This window comes from Sporosarcina sp. YIM B06819 (assembly GCF_033485175.1).
Classification (GTDB): domain Bacteria; phylum Bacillota; class Bacilli; order Bacillales_A; family Planococcaceae; genus Sporosarcina.
The window spans coordinates 1-17,623 of the sequence record NZ_JAWLIQ010000040.1; the positions used below are offsets into that span (position 1 = coordinate 1).

10 protein-coding genes and 1 pseudogene are annotated in these 17,623 nt (G+C 41.4%); 8 read left to right on the forward strand and 3 right to left on the reverse strand.

What is annotated here, in order from left to right; genetic code table 11:
• The first annotated feature begins 565 nt into the window (after nucleotides 1-565).
• Entirely contained in the window at nucleotides 566-781 is a 216-nt protein-coding gene (locus tag R2B72_RS17820; RefSeq protein WP_318618204.1) for a hypothetical protein, read from the forward strand.
• 161 nt (nucleotides 782-942) lie between these two features.
• Nucleotides 943-2,367 (forward strand): tyrosine phenol-lyase, encoded by a 1,425-nt coding sequence (locus R2B72_RS17825; protein ID WP_318618205.1) that lies wholly within the window; start codon nucleotides 943-945, stop codon nucleotides 2,365-2,367.
• Nucleotides 2,368-2,510: 143 nt separating this feature from the next.
• Here the strand turns inward: R2B72_RS17825 and R2B72_RS17830 are convergent, their stop codons facing one another.
• Nucleotides 2,511-4,619 (reverse strand): S-layer homology domain-containing protein, encoded by a 2,109-nt coding sequence (locus R2B72_RS17830; RefSeq protein WP_318618206.1) that lies wholly within the window; start codon nucleotides 4,617-4,619, stop codon nucleotides 2,511-2,513.
• Between the two features lie 425 nt (nucleotides 4,620-5,044).
• Nucleotides 5,045-9,574, reverse strand: coding sequence for a S8 family serine peptidase (locus R2B72_RS17835; RefSeq protein ID WP_318618207.1), 4,530 nt, complete (start codon nucleotides 9,572-9,574; stop codon nucleotides 5,045-5,047).
• 358 nt (nucleotides 9,575-9,932) lie between these two features.
• On the opposite strand from R2B72_RS17835, the gene R2B72_RS17840 reads away from it, so the two are divergent.
• The 6 genes and pseudogenes from R2B72_RS17840 to R2B72_RS17860 all read left to right on the forward strand — a co-directional run bounded on the left by R2B72_RS17840 (nucleotide 9,933) and on the right by R2B72_RS17860 (nucleotide 16,723).
• Entirely contained in the window at nucleotides 9,933-12,911 is a 2,979-nt protein-coding gene (locus tag R2B72_RS17840; protein WP_318618208.1) for an S-layer homology domain-containing protein, read from the forward strand.
• A 231-nt stretch (nucleotides 12,912-13,142) separates the two neighbouring features.
• Nucleotides 13,143-14,849: a glucosaminidase domain-containing protein gene (locus R2B72_RS17845; protein WP_318618210.1), complete on the forward strand. Its 1,707-nt coding sequence runs from the start codon at nucleotides 13,143-13,145 to the stop codon at nucleotides 14,847-14,849.
• Between the two features lie 91 nt (nucleotides 14,850-14,940).
• A pseudogene (locus tag R2B72_RS17850) lies at nucleotides 14,941-15,027 on the forward strand (ATP-binding protein); the annotation flags it as partial.
• Nucleotides 15,028-15,399, forward strand: a complete 372-nt coding sequence (locus R2B72_RS17855; RefSeq protein ID WP_318618215.1) for a hypothetical protein — start codon at nucleotides 15,028-15,030, stop codon at nucleotides 15,397-15,399. It begins immediately after the preceding pseudogene.
• Between the two features lie 43 nt (nucleotides 15,400-15,442).
• Nucleotides 15,443-15,736 carry a transposase gene (locus tag R2B72_RS18720; RefSeq protein ID WP_412177878.1) on the forward strand — a complete coding sequence of 98 codons (294 nt, stop codon included), beginning with the start codon at nucleotides 15,443-15,445 and terminating at the stop codon, nucleotides 15,734-15,736.
• A 399-nt stretch (nucleotides 15,737-16,135) separates the two neighbouring features.
• Nucleotides 16,136-16,723, forward strand: a complete 588-nt coding sequence (locus R2B72_RS17860) for an Rpn family recombination-promoting nuclease/putative transposase (protein WP_318618212.1) — start codon at nucleotides 16,136-16,138, stop codon at nucleotides 16,721-16,723.
• A gap of 123 nt (nucleotides 16,724-16,846) precedes the next feature.
• Here the strand turns inward: R2B72_RS17860 and R2B72_RS17865 are convergent, their stop codons facing one another.
• Nucleotides 16,847-17,155 carry a hypothetical protein gene (locus R2B72_RS17865; RefSeq protein WP_318618214.1) on the reverse strand — a complete coding sequence of 103 codons (309 nt, stop codon included), beginning with the start codon at nucleotides 17,153-17,155 and terminating at the stop codon, nucleotides 16,847-16,849.
• Between the last annotated feature and the right edge of the window lie 468 nt (nucleotides 17,156-17,623).

The window sequence follows — 17,623 nt, forward strand, 5'->3', positions numbered from 1 at the left end:
CGTTGTTTAGTTTGCGCGGAACGTTGCTTACTTCGTGCCGAACGTTGTCTACTTCGGGGCTTTCGTTGCTTAGTTTGTCGGAAACGTTGCTTAGTTCGCCGGGAATGTTGCTTACTCGGGGGAACGTTGTTTAGTTTGCGTGGAACGTTGTCTACTTCGGGCCGAACGTTGCTTAGTTCGGGGCTTTCGTTGCTTAGTTTGTCGGGAATGTTGCTTACTCGGGGGAACGTTGTTTAGTTTGCGCGGAACGTTGCTTACTTCGTGCCGAACGTTGTCTACTTCGGGGCTTTCGTTGCTTAGTTCGCCGGGAATGTTGCTTACTCGGGGGAACGTTGTTTTGTTTGCGCGGAACGTTGTCTACTTCGGGACGAACATTGCTTACTTCGTGCCGAACGTTGCTTAGTTCGGGGCTTTCGTTGCTTAGTTCGTCGGGAATGTTGCTTACTCGGGGGAACGTTTAGTTTGCGTGGAACGTTGCTTACTTCGTGCCGAACGTTGTCTACTTCGGGGCTTTCGTTGCTTAGTTCGCCGGGAATGTTGCTTACTCGGGGGAACGTTATTTAGTTTGCGCGGAACGTTGCTTACTTGGACGAACGTCGCGCGAGTCAAGAATTTAGCCATCCAAGCCCTTCACATTGCTGTTCAAGCAACAAAACAGATGGACATCCGGAATATCCTTGGTTATTTCGACGTCGTTTTGCGTGAACTGATCGACAAGGCGTTATTTAGCGCTATTTTTAAGGAATATGATACGCCAGTTGAAGGATTTTTCATTAGATAAATCGCATCGAATTTCTACCCGAATTCAGTATTGGCTTCCCTCCAACACTCGTTACGTGAGTGATCACCAATCACCATGATAAATTGAAAATATCAAGTCCTAACCTCCATCCTTAAACGATATAGTAATAATGATGGATACTTGTAAAAGGGGATGTTGACTTGAAAAGGAGAACCGCAGAGCCATTCAAAATTAAATGTGTTGAAACATTGTCCATGCTATCTTATGAGGAGAGAAAAAAGGCTCTAGACTATGCAGGATACAACACGTTTCTAATCGATTCGGAGGATGTTTATATCGATTTATTAACGGACAGTGGTACGACAGCGATGAGTGATGCGCAATGGGGAGCGCTAATGACAGGCGATGAAGCGTATGCTGGCAGTAAAAGCTGGAAGAAGTTAGAGAAAGCTGTGCGCGATGTATATGGTTTTAAGTATGTATTACCCACACATCAGGGCCGTGGAGCAGAGAATATTTTATCCCAATTGAAAATAACAAAAGGTGATTATGTACCAGGGAACATGTACTTTACAACGACACGGGCTCATCAGGAGATGAACGGTGCTACATTTGTTGATATTATTATTGACGAAGCACATGATCCGACCATCAATCTTCCATTTAAGGGAAATGTAGATTTGACAAAATTACAAAGTTTAATTGACGAAGTAGGTGCCGACAAAATACCATATGTCTGTCTTGCTGTGACGGTGAACCTTGCCGGAGGACAGCCCGTCAGTATGCAAAACATGAAAGCTGTTTATGAATTATGCAAATCACACGGCATTGATGTCATGCTTGATGCGACGCGCTGTGTCGAAAATGCTTACTTCATTAAAGAACAAGAAGCAGGCCATGCAAATCGTTCGATTGCAGATATTTTACTTGAAATGATGTCTTATTCGGACGGCTGTACGATGAGCGGGAAAAAGGACTGCCTCGTCAATATCGGGGGTTTCCTAGCGATGAATGACGAGGACCTGTATATCAGATCACGGGAACTTGTCGTTGTGTACGAAGGAATGCCTTCTTATGGTGGGATGGCAGGACGTGATATGGAAGCAATGGCCATAGGCATTCGGGAAGCGGTCGATGATCATTACATCGAGCATAGGATTGGTCAAGTTCGCCACCTTGGCCAACAGCTAATTGATGCGGGAATTCCGGTCGTACAACCAATTGGGGGGCATGCAGTATTCTTGGATGCACGTGCATTCCTCCCTCATTTAAACCAAGAAGAATTCCCAGCCCAGGCACTTGCCGCTGCCCTTTACCTGGATTCTGGGGTACGCAGTATGGAGCGGGGAATCATTTCGGCTGGACGTAACATTAAAACTGGAAAAAATAATACGCCAAAACTAGAACTCGTCAGACTTACCATTCCCCGCCGCGTGTATACGAATAACCATATGGATGTTGTCGTAGATTCGATTTTGGCTCTTTACAATAAACGGCATTCCATTTGCGGACTGAACATGGATTATGAACCACCTACCCTGCGCTTCTTCAATGCACGTTTTTCCCCTCTTTCAACAAGTGGCGAGCTGTTCGATGAAGAAAATCAGAAAAAAGATAGTCAGTAATTGGGATAGACCTGTTACCTGAACTTAAAGAAACTGCTTTAAGATGTGTGAGTGACTGGCACCTTGATCTCCGACTTTCCAAAAAGAAAAAACTCAGCAAAATGATGCATTTGCTGAGTTTTTTTCAATTAACTTTGGTACTATCAGTTGGCAAATACAAAAGAATAAGATTGGTTAAAACCTTTACTCTGAATTGTTCCTTCTACTGTAATGTCAATCGTTTTACCTTTTAATATCCCAATAGTTTGTGATTCATCCTTACCTACAGCTTTGAATGCCAGTTCAATTACCGTATCAAAATCCAAGTTATCATCAACTTCCATCTTAGGTAAGTTTTTATATCCAGTACTCGTTGTGTAGCCTAATTGAACTTTATCCAAATCTGCACCAGTATTAAATACGCCAAAAATAGTTTTTACAATGGTCTCAAAATCCTCTAGGTTTTTAGTTCCATCTATAATTGTCACATTGAACGTTTTGCCCGATTGCGTGATATCAATCGTTCCATTTACAGCAGATTTAACTGCAACCATTTGAGCCTGAATACTTGCGTTTAACAAATCATCTCCGTTTGCTTCACTACCACCGCCAGTGCCACCGCCACCGCCGCCTCCGCCACCAGTACCGCCAGTACCTGCTGAAGGATTATTTTGTGAATCTATTTTTTCAATGTTACCTTTTACACTTTCGAAGTTCGCAATAACGTCCTTAGCTTCTACCCCTTTAGGTAAAACTAAGTTTGCGATTTTTGTGTTAGGACCGAAAGTCATTTTTGTGTCTTTTGAGGTAATTACAATTTCAGCGATCTTACCTTTTGTTTCAATTTTAACTTCACCTTTTGATTTAATCGTTACTGAGCCAATATCACCAGTACCATCAAGTTTAAATGCATTTGGTGTATCAATTGTTAAAGCGAGCACTGTTGCATCGATTGTAACTGCTGCTGCTCCTTTAGCAATTGTTACTTGTGAAATTGTAACACCTTTGTCAGCTTTAAGATGAGCGTTTGCAGATAATGTGAACGCTAATACACTTGTCTTACCTTTGGCCTCAATGACTACATCTTTTTTAGATACTTCTACTGCGCCAATTGTTGAGTTAGTGAAAGTGATGACTGGTTGTTTTGTTGCTGTTTCAGCCGCAACCATAGGCGACAGAAGTGCCACTGCTTTGTTGAACTTCCCTGTCCCTTGTTGAGCGCCTACTTTTCCAGATACAACATCCGTAATTACTGTTTTACCGTTTACAGTGATGTCATCGCTAGTGAAGTTGCTTTTTACATTGCTTCCGATTTCCAAGTTACCTTTAATCTTCAAGCCTTTCACAGTTACATTGTCTCTATTCACCAGAAGATTTCCTGTTAGTGTAGCACCTTTTCCATCTAAAACAACTGCTGCCCCCGTTGCTCCTGCTGGAATTTCAATAGATGTAATTTTGCTAATCAAACCGTCTTTTGCTGAATATTTAATAGTAGCCCCTTGTAACGCAGCTATGTTATCAACGTTAATGATAGATTTCAAATCGGCTGAAAGTTTGAATGTCCCATCAGCTAATACGACTGTACTATCTGTAATCGATGTAATCGTAGAAGTATCTACTGAAACAGCGCCCTCACTTCGAACAACAAATGAAGCAATCTGTCCTCTTGTTACAAGTGCGTTCGGTCCGAATGTAGTAGGTGTATTTCCAGTTGTAATGTTATTCGTTAGTAGTGCTTGTACATAACCTGCATACGAATCACTGCTTTTCACATCTGTAAAACGCTGATCCTTAAGTGATTCCTCAGTTAGTTTATAGCCCAAAGTGATAATTTTAGCCATTTGTGAGCGTTTAAGATTGTTATTCGGTTTGAATGTCTTATCATCATACCCATTAATAATTCCAGCTTGAGCAAGTGCTGCTATCGGGCCATAGTTTGCGTCTGTTTCTTTAACATCTTTGAATCCTGGGTTTACTACATTTACTGTATCAAGTCCCAAAGAGAGTGCTAAAATTTTCGCAGCTTGTCCGCGCGTAACTGCATTGCCTGGCTTGTATGTACCATCGCTATATCCTTTTACAATTCCTCTAGCACTAAGATCCATTATAGGTGCATAGTAATGTGCCTTTTTATTTACATCTTTAAAAACAACAGCGTCTGATCCAGCTGCATGTGTAGCAATTGGTGCGACAGCTACGATTGCACCTGTAGCAACCGATGCCGCTAATGCTGCTTTGAAAAACTTTTGGTATGAACTTGAATACTTTGTCATTTTTTTACCCCCAGTATATTTTTATCCTATTTACTCCTAATCTATTTTACCATATAACTTGATAAGATTACCAGTCTTCTATGGCTATGATAATTATTGGGTTTAGTAGAGCATAAGGCACTCCCTTTAGAATTTGATCACTATAGATTTGTATTTGTGATCAACAATCAATACCGCGATTCAGTCTATCATACTTATTGGAAAACTGGATTTCCACATTAATCTTATGATTTTCTTGTGTTGTAACAAGAATATCAAGACGTTACTAATAAATCATTTACATTATCTGTAATAATAATACCTCCGATTGGAGTGTCGATTTATTCACTGGTTGGACAATCCGAAGATTTAATTGGAAACCCCCATTGCATCCTGATAGATGCAATGGGGATTTTGGTGTTTATTAGCGAGGTGTTAAGCTGATCTTACATTTGCTGAAGTTTTTCCATTAGATTAATAAAGATTTTTGCTGCTTGTGCGCGTGTTGTTGGATCGTTTGGCATGAATTTGCCTTCAAATCCAGATACAATTTCGAAATCATAGAGAATTGTAATGGCGTTCACTGTTTCTTTGTTGAAGTTACCATAATCGGAAAACGATGCGATTGCCATTGGCGTGTATTTTTCGCCTGTTTTGAATTCATATGCACGTGCGATCATCAATGCGATTTGTGCACGTGTGACTCGATCCGAAGGGTTAAAGTTGCCATCGTTTCCTTTGATGATGCCGTATTTATAGGCAGCTGCGATTTCTGCTTTTGTGGCATCGTCATAATTTGCGATGTCGTCGAACGGTGCAGCTTCATCAGTTTGCAAACCTAGAGCACGAACCATCAAGGAGGCTGCTTGTGCACGTGTTAGATGATTATTCGGTCTAAACGTTCCATCCGAATAACCGTTAAAGACGCCCAGTGCAGTAGCTTTTTGAATGTAAAGTTCCGCCCAATGGCCTGCTGTGTCTGTAAATGTTACTAGTGTTGGTGGTGTAGGAACGGGTTTAACTGTACCTGGTTCTGTCGGTTTTGGTGTAGATGGTGTTGATGGGAAGTATCCGCCACCACTGCCTCCTCCGCTTCCGCCGCCACCATTTCCAGGGGTTACAGGATCTACTGGATTTGTGACTGTGACATTTACGGTTTTCGTGTTATCTCCGTGAGTGATTGTGATTGTTGTTGTGCCAGCGGCTTTAGCCGTGATGACGCCTTTATCAACAGTTACAATTGAATTGTCTGCCACAGCATATGCTGCTTCTGCTGTCACATCATCGATTGAATGCTCGCCTTCAATCGTTATTGTTGTTGTCTCTGTCACTTTAATAGTAGCGGTTTTTCCTTTTTCGATTGAAAGATCCGTTGTATCTACTGAAAGTGTAACGAGAGGCTTTACAACTACTTCTACAGTTTCTTCCAACCCTTTATGTGAAACTGTAATTGTTGTAGTACCTACTCCAACTGCTCTCACTTTACCTTTTTCAATAGTGATAATATTTTCATCATAACCTGAGTACTCTGCAAACTCTGCTACATCAATAACTTCAAATTCATCTTCGCCTTCGCCTTCATCTGGTCCCTCTTCAATACTTCCGTTGTCATCTTCTTCTAGTTCAACAGTTCCGCTAACAACCGCTTCCGTTTCTGTACTTTCTTCAATAGTTCCTATATCATCAGCATCTGTCTCTGTTACTTCTTCAATAGTTCCTATATCATCAACATCTGTCTCTGTTACTTCTTCAATAGTTCCTATATCATCAGCATCTGCCTCTATTAGTTCTTCAATAGTTTCAGTGCCTTCTTCAAATTTTTCAGTTACCGTAACCTCTAATTGTTCGGTGTCTCCTACCGTTAATTCTAGATTCGCAGGTGATACTGATAATCCCAGTTTCACTTCAGCGACAACTGTATAGTCATATTCTGCTTTGTTACCTGCAGCATCATCAACATAGATTGTCACTGTATTGTCGCCAACTGTTAATTTGCTAAGGTTAAGTGAGAATGCACCATCTTGTGCAAAATTCACTGGGCCTTCACTCACTTTTTCACCATTCGAATTCGTTAGTTCGTACGTAACAAATAGTTTTTCATGTACATCAAAACCAAAACCAATTTCATCTAGTGGCTCTTGAAAATCGATATATTTGTCAACGATTGTTCCATTGAACGTATAGTTTGGACCGACTGTAGTATGCGATTCAGCCGTATCAACCGTTGCAGGGCTGTTTACCACGAAAAGTGGTTCGAAGTCATATCCAGCATATACATTCGCTCCCGATTGTCCAATAACCTCAATAATATAAGCGCCTTCAGGAATCTGGGTTACTCCGGGAATTTCCCAATTTGTATACGTACCAGTAATTGGAACTTTATGCATTCCAGCATTACGGCCAGTAGAGTAGACAATGTAGCCAATAGAGTCATCTAAGCCATCAGGGACCAACAAGTCGTATACCCCAACATAGTTAGCACCGAATCTTCCGACTAATTGGAAACTTACATTTGTCTCATCTTTCACTTTATCACCATTAAATGATACATCATGATCTGCAACCTCTACATGATGGACACCTGTAGGTAATGTTAATGGTGTAAAAGTAGCTGCAAATGGCAATGAAACTTGTATGCCATTCCCCTCGATATAAATATAGCCTAATAGTTCATCTGTAGTTTTTGGAGCTGTTTTCGAAATAGTCAACGTTAATTCTAGCATTTCTTCACCATTTAATGTAAAGGTCGGTTTATTGACAGTGATTTTTGCATCACTAAAAGATTTCAACGTTTCAACTCGGACCGAGTAATCGCCGCCTTCACCTTTGACATCTTTTACACGAATTTGTTTTTTCACAGTAACGTTTTCGTCTTTCACTTTATCGAGTCTACCAAACGTTACTGTACCTTTTTCGTTGTCGTATTCTTTACCACTAAACGTTGTTTTACTAAGTGCGTATGCAAGAATCGTTGGGTATGCCGCTTCATAAGGCTGAACACGTCCAGGTCCTTGTGCGAATACGTCAAACGCCTTTGTATCAAGTACTTTTGCCGTATTTGAAAGTGCAACTTTTACATCAAATGGCGTCCAAGTAGGATTTGCCTGACGAATCAATGCTGCAATTCCTGCAATGTGTGGTGTCGCCATCGAAGTACCTGTGTACCTGTCATAGGATTCACTGTAATCCGCATCTGGAAAGTCTTTTCCATATGCAGCTACTGAAGACATAATATTCGTTCCTGGTGCAACGACGTCTGGCTTAAGATCAAAGTCAGGATTTGCCGGTCCGCGTGAACTGGAAGAGTTCATTGTATCGCCTGTCGTTTTTGAAGACGTAATGTTACTGAATGAAACTTTTCCTGTTCCTGTTCCGGTACCTAATGCATCGCGAAGCGCTTTTCCTTCTGTGTAAGACATATCGAACGCCGGAATGAATTCGAATGAGTCGCCAAGGAATACATCTGCAGGTCCTGGCGAATTAGTTCCCGTTGGGGAGTTATGAATTAACGCCGCCTTCGCTCCTGCTGCTTTTGCATTCGCAATTTTATCAACAAACGCAATATCTCCACGGGAGATAAGTGCTACTTTCCCTTTAACATCAATTCCTGTGAAATCTTTAGGAGTCCCTACATTAGGGATTGCAACGACGTCAAATTCTCCTTTTAGCGCATCTTCCAAGCTTTCACCAAATTTAACACCCATCAATTTGATTGTTGATGTTTTGCTATACGATCCTGCTGATACAGTAACGCCAGCTTCAAACATTTGCTCAGGATTTGTGGAGTTCCCCACTGCTATACCAAGTGCAGCTGTAGACGGGTTTCCGATTGTACCACGGTTAGGACCAGAGTTTCCTGTTGCAATAACAGCTACAGTTCCACCGAGCATTGCATTATTTATTGCAATTGCATCTGATGCGATTGCACTGTTTGAAGATCCGCCAAGTGACAAGTTAATGACGTGCATGCCGTCTTTAACAGAATCATCGATTGCTTTAATAATACCTGCAGTTGCTCCGCTTCCATAAGCACCGAGTACACGGTATGCGTACAATTCAACTTTAGGTGCAAGTCCTTTAATACCATATTCATTTACACCGATTGCTGCGATTGTACCTGCTACGTGTGTTCCGTGAGACGTGTAGAAGGAGCTACCTTGTGAGTCGAACTCAGGTGTTGTACTCTTTCTATCTAGTGGAGAAGTTTCGTATGGATCGTTATCCAAACGTGTTCTTGCATATGTGCTACCATGCGTGATGTAGTTTTTACCGCCTTTATAAACGCCTTCGAACTCAGGGTGATTGTAGTCGATACCAGTATCGAGAACGCCGACTTTAACCGTTTGCCCCTCAATTCCGTTTTTCCAAAGATTTTCTACACCGAGGAAAGGAATGCTTGTCACCATTGCAGCATCGACTTGTCCCCCCTCTTTGGCTGGATTGCCAAGCGCGTATCTCATTTCATCCGGCTCAATAAGTACTACACCATCGATTTCTAGAAGTTTTTTTAGGTCATCTGCTTTAACAGTCATCGCGAAACCATTAAGAACTGTATCGTAAGAATAACCTTCCTTATAGGAAATCTTATTGATTGTCATTTCTTTTTTTACGAGTCCCTGCTGGGCATTTACTTTCTTTTCCACCGAAGCAGCTTCAGTGCGAGTAAACTTTTGACCTGCCAACTCTTTAATCCCTTTTTCAAGGGCTACAGGTTTTTCAGATAGATGAACAATTACAGATACTTCTTGTTCGCCTGATAGGCCTTGTAAATCTTCGTGTAGCGTGGCTGGTCCATCTAGTATAGTTAATTGTTCAGTGATTGCCGTTTGTGCTTGCATGATACCTTCATTAGCACCACTCTGTTTAATCGGTATTGCATTGTCGTTCGCAGATATCTGCAACGGAGCCAACATTGTGAAGACCATTGCTAGTGCCATAATTGCACTGAATAACTTATGAATCTTTTTCTTCTTCAATAGCTCTTCCCCCTTACGAATAGTTACCGCGTATTCAACTAACTTGATTATCAAACGGCGGTACGACTGCTTAAGACTCCAACCATCACGCAAGGATAGATGGCTAGTACCCTTCTTAGTTCGTTGATTACACCTAGCCATTATCCTTACTCTGATTTGTATGATTACTTGTCTATGATTATTCGTAATTTAATAGAGAATTGAATAGAAAAGATGACCCGTATTCTATTGCTTATTCAAATTATCTAAATTACATTAAATCCCGAACTACGCATTCGAACTTAATCCCCATCATATGTCCCTTTCCCACACGTAAACATAGTAGTTAGGAAATCAAATAAGGAGGGGAACTCCATTCATGAGAACCCAAAGTAAATTCCTAACAAGTGCAGTGGTAGTCGCAGTAGCCTCGGCGGCCGTCGTTCCAACCGTATCTGCCGCAAGTTTTAAAGATATGAAAGGAAATACACATGAAGAAGCCGTTAGGGCGCTTGTGAATGCGGGTGTTATTAACGGGTATTTAGACGGTACGTTTAAGCCGAATAAAACGTTGACACGTTCGGACGTGGTGAAGCTTGTTGGAAAGTATTTAGTTTCTGAAGGATATAGAGCGCCTGCCGATTACAGAACAAAAACTCGTTTCTCGGATGTGACGCCTACCAATTCTGGAGACGAATTAATGAAGTATGCAGCAATGGTGTGGGATCACGGAATTTTGGATGGTACCAATGGAATGCTTTTTGCGAAAGAAGCGATGACGCGGGAAGATATGGCGATTGCGTTAGTGCGTCTCATTCACGTAGTGGAGGGTGTGGATGCGGTCAGTTATGTAGCCAAGCAACAGTTCAATGGCGATGTAAAAGATTTGAAATACGCAAAAGCTATTGCCCGTCCGTACATTTTGGTGTTAGATTACTTCGATATTACGAATCCCGCATTGGATAAATTCAATCCGAAAAGCGCATTGACGAGGGGCCAATTTGCATCATTCTTACACCGTATTTCGATTGAAAAGATTGGAGACGTTATTGCCCCGAAAGTCGCAATAGCAGATTTCAAAGCAACGGGCTCAAATACCTTTACAATGACATTTAATCAAGAAATTGAACTAAAAAATGCGACGTTTTATGTGCAAAAAGGGAATTCGCATGTCTCGATTTCAAATGTAGAAATTGCGAAAGATAAAAAGTCTGCCAAGCTTATTATGTCATCCAAACTAACAGCAGGAGATTATACGCTTACTCTATCAGGTGTTGCGAATTCAGTATTCACAAAAACGACAGCCGTACAAAACGAAACAGCCAGTTCGATTGAATTTCCGACTGACTATGCGACTCCGAATTCGACCGGAAACAAAGTACGAATACCTTATATAGTTGTCAATCAATACGGCGAAAATATGACATCGACCGTCAGAAATGTAGTGGCAAGTTCGAACATATCCGGTGCTGGTAGTGGAACGACAGTGAATTATTCGGAAGGAATCATCGAAATTACAAAGGCAACGAGAGACTCTAATTTTAAAACGGGTGATAAAATCTCCCTGACGATCACGGATCGTACAACGTCCATTTCAAAATCGAAAGTCGTGAAGGTTGCAAGCAAGTCGCAAGTAGCCGAAGTAAAAATAACGAGCCTTTATACCCCCTACACTCAATCTGCATCATTGAATGTAGATTCGACATACGAAAATTTCTATTTAGTGCTCACAGCAAAAGATCAATACGGTTTAGAAGTCTCTCCCCAAGATATCGCCAATGATGTAGTGGTCGCCGTGTCGGATACATCTGTAATCGACATCAATTGGAGTGTCAGTTCACCTATCTTTTCACAATTGATGATCGACAGAAAAAACCAAACAGTACTTCAATTAAAAGAGCCGCGAAATAAAAAACGAGGCAAAACAATTATTTCTATTACATCAAGGTCAACGGGAAAAACGGCGATGTACGAAGTAACGGTTGGTGAAGGTGTGGGGACGGATACCGTTGTCTTTGGGGCTCCAAAATTAGCCGTTGCAGGTGAAAAGACAGAAGTGCCTTTCATCGTATATGGCCCGGACGGAAAAGAAGTTTTAGATGCAAGTCTGTTAAACAGTGCGAATGGTGTGAAAGTGACGTCGAATGATAAACATGTAAAAACAGTCATTGAAAAAGATCCATTGACTGGCAAAGCAAAATTGTTTTTAATCGATACGTCAAATGCAACGACGGATCGCCAAGTTCTACTAACAGCAACGACAGCGAATAATAAAATGACAACAATGCTTGTGACAGTGAGAGCTAAGGCACAAGCTAGTTGGATTACTGCGACGAAAAATAGTGAGCCGAATTTGATAGTCGGGGAATCCTTCACATTATCCAAAGAATCCCTTGTCGTAAATGACCAATACGGTCGCGAATTCGTTTTAACTGATTCCAACTTGGCGACAGCGGTGAATTCAAAAAATGCAGGGAAATACGTCGTTAATGTGGAAGCGATGGATGGAAGCGTGGCGTTATCTTCAAATCATTTGATTACCGCAAAAAGTGCTGTCACCGTAACAGGGAAATACAAAGGCTCAGACGTTCTTCTACTCACTTTGCAGCAAATCGATGCAAGAGGTGTCGCTAGAAATGTCAATTCGGGAATCTATCAACTGAACGTGAAAGTGACGGATAAAGAGAGCATTGTTCACTATGAATTGAAAAAGATTGATGCCATATATGATAATCCTGCGAAGGACTCATCAAACCGTTACGCGCGAGAGCTCATTGTTTACGGCTTGTCGACGGACGGATACAAAGTCGTCATTCCGGCATCCGAATATACCGTCATAACAGGGCATAATGATTTAATCTATAACGCGACGACAGGCACAATTTACGTCCGAGGCGATAAAGACATTGTCTACAAGGACGATCTGTACATTCCGATAACAGTGGTCGTTAATGCAGATCGCGAACCCGTAACACTCAACCAAACGGTTACCCTCACAAAAGCAGAACCATATGCATCTACAATTGAATTGCAATCAGCAAACGGACTGACGGTTCAGGATCAAATTCTCCATATTCCAGGAACTAAAGCTAATGTAAACATCTCTTCATCCAACTTGAAAGCAGCACTAAAAATTACCGACCAATACGGCGAAGACATTTCAAAATCCACGTCCAATCGCATTATCCTAACAGCGACAAATCTTAAAAACTCAAACAATGATAGCACAGTCCCGCAAGTATCGGGCAATGGAACAAATACATTAACATTTACCGGCATTCAACGGGGAGATTCGTTTTTCTTAACGTATTTCGTAGATGGGAAGACATTAACGACATTTGTCGTGGTCGGGCAATAATGGGAGCCGATTATTGAAAGAGAGAGCAACACCAAAGAGTACAGCCCCTCGATCGAGCAATCGGTTGGGGGGCTGTTTTCTGTAGCATTTCGGTTCCAGTCACTCACACAACTATTCTATAATTATGTGAGTGACTGTACCTTTTTTCGTGTTAGTACTCAGTACTAAATTTTGGAAGTAGAGAGGGCGTGAAGCAATGCTATAATCACACATGAGGAGGTAGATTCACTGATGATATATTCTATACATAAAAAGACTCTTTTTCAGGTATTTGCAGGCTTTGTTATATGTTTAATCCTCGTACTTGGATGGTCTCAATTTGGAGATGCGAAAGAACCGACTACTAAACTATTGGATGAATCCGTCGACGTCCGTTCCGACAAAACGTGGACAATAACATTTAACAAGGCAATCGCCCGTGCAACAATCAATAGCCATTCGGTCTATGTACTCGATGCTTCTGGTAGGAAAGTGAACGGGAAACTCACGGTTTCAGCTGATGGTAAGGAAGTCTTCATTATGCCACCATTAGAAGGGTACAAGCAATCTGCAACATATAATTTGTATGTTACGCAGTTAGTTAAAGATGACGACGGACGAGCCCTTAACTATCAGATCCAGAAGCGATTCACAATTGCATCGACAGCTACATTTGACGTGGCGACAGTTCAATCAAATGGGAGTACATCCGTCGTGAAATCGTACCCCACATACAAGGAAGCGATTGCAAATGTAGGCGCTCATCATGTGATTTTGCATAAAGGTGGGATTATCAAAATGCCTGCTGGAATTGTCGTCACAAAACCAACTTCTGCAAGTGTACTGACAACTCTTTATTTGGACAAGGAGTTGAAGAAAGAAGAAACGTATGTAGCGGACGACACCGAATTCCATTACATCGATTCAACCGAGCACTATGTAGAAGTGAATGTTGCAGGAAAAAGCCGATTCATTAAACATGAAAATAGTAGGTTATTTCCATGGAACGCAGTACAGTACCAATCCTTTTACTACACAACGAATGGCGCCCTTTACCATTCCGTCTATACTGCAAGCACCGGGAATTATGGAACATACCAAGCTGGAATCGCGCCTTCATTCATGCGTGATGGCGATAAATACTATAGCATGGACGGCAGTCATTTTATTACAAAAGATGGTGTGAATGCTGGTATTGGCTATCAATACTTTCAGTACCTACCCGTCAGAAGTGTAACGAAGTATACGGCTCAGGAAATTGACGCTTATATAATGAAGCGATTGAAGCAACTGGAAACCACTTTTCCAAATCACAAAGAGTATGCCCAGGCTGCTTCGAAAAGTAAGCTGATCGGCATTGGTGAGCTGTTGAAAAAGATTGAAAAAGAGCAACAAATCAATGCATTGCACATCCTTGCCTTAGCTCAGCACGAAAGCAATTACGGTCTTACAACATGGGCTCAGCAATATAACAATCTCTTTGGCCTGTATGTGTATGATGACAATCCCGACCATCGACTTTTCGAATCTGTGGAACAAAATATTCGGGAACTCGTCACCATATTCCTGAACAAAAACTACATTCCACCGAATGCCAAGTACGCAAATGGCGCGATTTTCGGAAATAAAGCAATTGGATTCAACATCAAATACGCCTCCGATCCATATTGGGGCTCGAAAGCTGCTGGTCATTTGTATCGAATTGACCAAATGATGGGCGGAAAAGACATCGCGAATCCTTTCAAACTCGGACTGACGAATCGTTCAGGATTAAATGTCAGAACCGGACCCGGAACGAACTATCCGATTGCATTTACATATGACAAATCCGAGGTGCCCCTGATTATTATCGATGACATGCTACCGGAAAAATCGTGGATTAAAATCCAATCGGACTCGTTGCAATACGAAGAATTATATGTTCATAGAAGCTATGTGGAAGAACTTCCGGTGCCATGATCATGATCGGTGCACAGTCACTCACACAACTCAGACACTAGTCTGACAATTTAGTAGGACACCAAAGAATACAAGCCCTTCGACCGAGCGGTATTGTACTTGTACAGCTACACTAATACGTTCTTATCAGCTAAAAGCATCTGGTCCACTCCTGGATCGTCTAGATTTCGTTTTGACATTGAAAAGTGTAGGTATCTCCGAATCGAATAATGCGCAGACGTCGGCTAACATTAGACAGCGCATCGAAAATGCACGACAATTGCAGCGCAGACGTTACGATAAAGGATTCCTAAATGGCAATGTTCCCGCTCAAACACTACTTGCGACTTGCCAACTATCGGATCGTCAATCTGCATTTTTAAAAGAAGTATACTTTACGGAAATATGGAGCAATCGAACACAGGTGAAACTCATTCGAATTGCTCGGATACTAGCGGATTTAGCGGATGATCAATTCATTTCAGATGATGCTCTCCAAGAGGCAGTTGATTGGAAACGAACAGCATCACTTTATCATGGGGAAAGCACGTTGGTAGGGGAAAATGGTTAGGAAGAAACGTGAATGGAATCCACGGATATTCTATCACGTTGTCATGCGGGGCAATAACCGACAAGATATTTTCAAAAGTGAGACAGATGTAGCGGAATTTTTTCGTGTTTTGCATTATAGCTATATGAAACAGCCTTTTACCCTGATTTCATACTGCATCATGACAAACCACTATCACTTGCTCATTCGCTCACCCGAAGCTCCACTCGGAAAAGTGATGGGTCATATTAACAGACTATATAGTGTGACTATTACAAAAAGAAATAATCTTACTCTGGTTACTTATATGGGAGTCGTTACTTCGCAAAAAGTGCGGAAAATCCTACAAGTATTCTAGCAATCAGTCGATACATCCACAGAAATCCAATCGAAACTACCATTCCCATGGTCAATTACATGGAGGATTATCCGTATAGCTCGTATGCATTCTATTCCCGTGGCCTTCCCTCCCCCTATCCTTTTCTCGATTTAGAATTGTTGCCAACTCTACTTTCATCTAGTTACAGTCACACAGCGGAAGGATATTGCAAGTATTGCGAGGAAGTGGAAAAAAGTGCATCATCAGAGCTGGGAAAACCTATTTTGGACCTTGACTGACCAATAATGGGATTGGTGTGGGCGAGTGGCACCGGGGATAAAAACGAACAAAGAACAAGCTAAAGAACTGCCCATTATTATGCCGCTTGTGATCTACCACGGCAGTTCCAATTAGGGTATACCAACTAATTTAGGTGCCATGCTAGATGGATACGAAGAACTTCCGGAAGACTTGGAAATCTACGTTCCTAACTTTGACTACCTGCTCTATGATTTATCCACCTACTCTGATGAAGAAATCAAAGGAAAAGCGCAAACAAGAATCCTACTGACTCTTCTTCATGATATTTTTACAAAAGACACCGACGAACTACTCCAATTTATTTTCCGCGCAATCCATTACTTAACAGAGTTAGAAGACAAACAAACCGGAAGTCATTATTTAGAAACAATGATTCGGTATATATTTAGCGCCGCAAAAGACCTGACGAAAAAAGATGTAGCACAAATCATCAATCGATTTGAACAGACGTATCCTGAAGGGAGTGAAGTGGCCATGACATTAGCTGATATGTGGAGAGAAGAAGGAATGGAAAAGGGTATGAAAAAAGGCGGAGTCGTAGCTCTATCTGAGACAACCATTCAACTGTTGATTGAAAGGTTCGGAAAAGTACCGTATGACATTAAAGATGGCTTAGTAAACTCGAATACAGCTACTTTGAAATTCTTGATATTGAACAGTTTCAAGTTTCAAGAAATCTACAAGGTTAGAAAATACATTCTATAAGCTACTGGGATATTAAAATAGAAACAGCCCTTCAACCGATTGCTCGGAAGAAGGGCTTATATGAGTGACTGGCACCGGGATGTTTACTGTTTTTTTGTGTGTCTAAGGGCGGGATATTTTCCGTCAATTGTCTTTGTTCAATAAGAATACGTCTTCCTCTAACTGGTGCATTTTGTGCTTTAAGAAACGCACATCCTGCGTCATGAGCTTTTCAGTTTTTTTATCTAGTGTATCAAACCGTTCACCAGTTTGTTTAAATCCACTATTCAACTGCACGTCCAATACGTCAAGTTTACTTTCCACTGAATCAAACCGAATATTCATTTCAGTTTTCATATCTTTCATGTCAGTTTTCATATCTTTCATTTCAGACTGCATTTCAGTCATTTGTTCCATCAATTTCCCCATCATTTCAAGTAGCTGTTTCTCCATATCGTATCACCCCTATTAATAACTATTATAGGCTTTTTTATAGTGGAAAGAAAGAAAAAGGCGGTATATTCTCATGCCTACAATCGTCCAGATTAAAGCGAAAAAAAAGAACTGGACTGAGTTGTATGAGCGGCTGTCGCTTGCAATGCGTTTCTAACACTGATACAGCCACCAATTGCTCAATCGGGAGGCTGCCCTACCCAATTGGTTGACTAGTGTCTGAGTTGTGTGAGTGATTGTGGCACCGGGAATTTAGGCACCGGGATGTTACCCGTACCGGAACAGAAAAAGCCCCCCAACCAATTGCTCGGTCGGAGGGCTTGTATTCTATCGTGCTAACCTAGAACTCAGAATTGTATCTGAATTGTGTGGTGCACAGCGTTTAATGTGAAATAAGTCAAGCGCTATGAAAATAGATTTTTGGCCGCACGAAACCAAAGCCTCATAATGGTATTTTTTTGAAACTCA

Bases quoted from the DNA above. Each gene is read 5' to 3' on its own strand.
- R2B72_RS17830 (WP_318618206.1), bottom strand. From the start codon at position 4,619: ATGACAAAGTATTCAAGTTCATACCAAAAGTTTTTCAAAGCAGCATTA.
- R2B72_RS17840 (WP_318618208.1), top strand. From the start codon at position 9,933: ATGAGAACCCAAAGTAAATTCCTAACAAGTGCAGTGGTAGTCGCAGTA.
- R2B72_RS17845 (WP_318618210.1), top strand. From the start codon at position 13,143: ATGATATATTCTATACATAAAAAGACTCTTTTTCAGGTATTTGCAGGC.
- R2B72_RS18720 (WP_412177878.1), top strand. From the start codon at position 15,443: ATGCGGGGCAATAACCGACAAGATATTTTCAAAAGTGAGACAGATGTA.
- R2B72_RS17860 (WP_318618212.1), top strand. From the start codon at position 16,136: ATGCTAGATGGATACGAAGAACTTCCGGAAGACTTGGAAATCTACGTT.
- R2B72_RS17865 (WP_318618214.1), bottom strand. From the start codon at position 17,155: ATGGAGAAACAGCTACTTGAAATGATGGGGAAATTGATGGAACAAATG.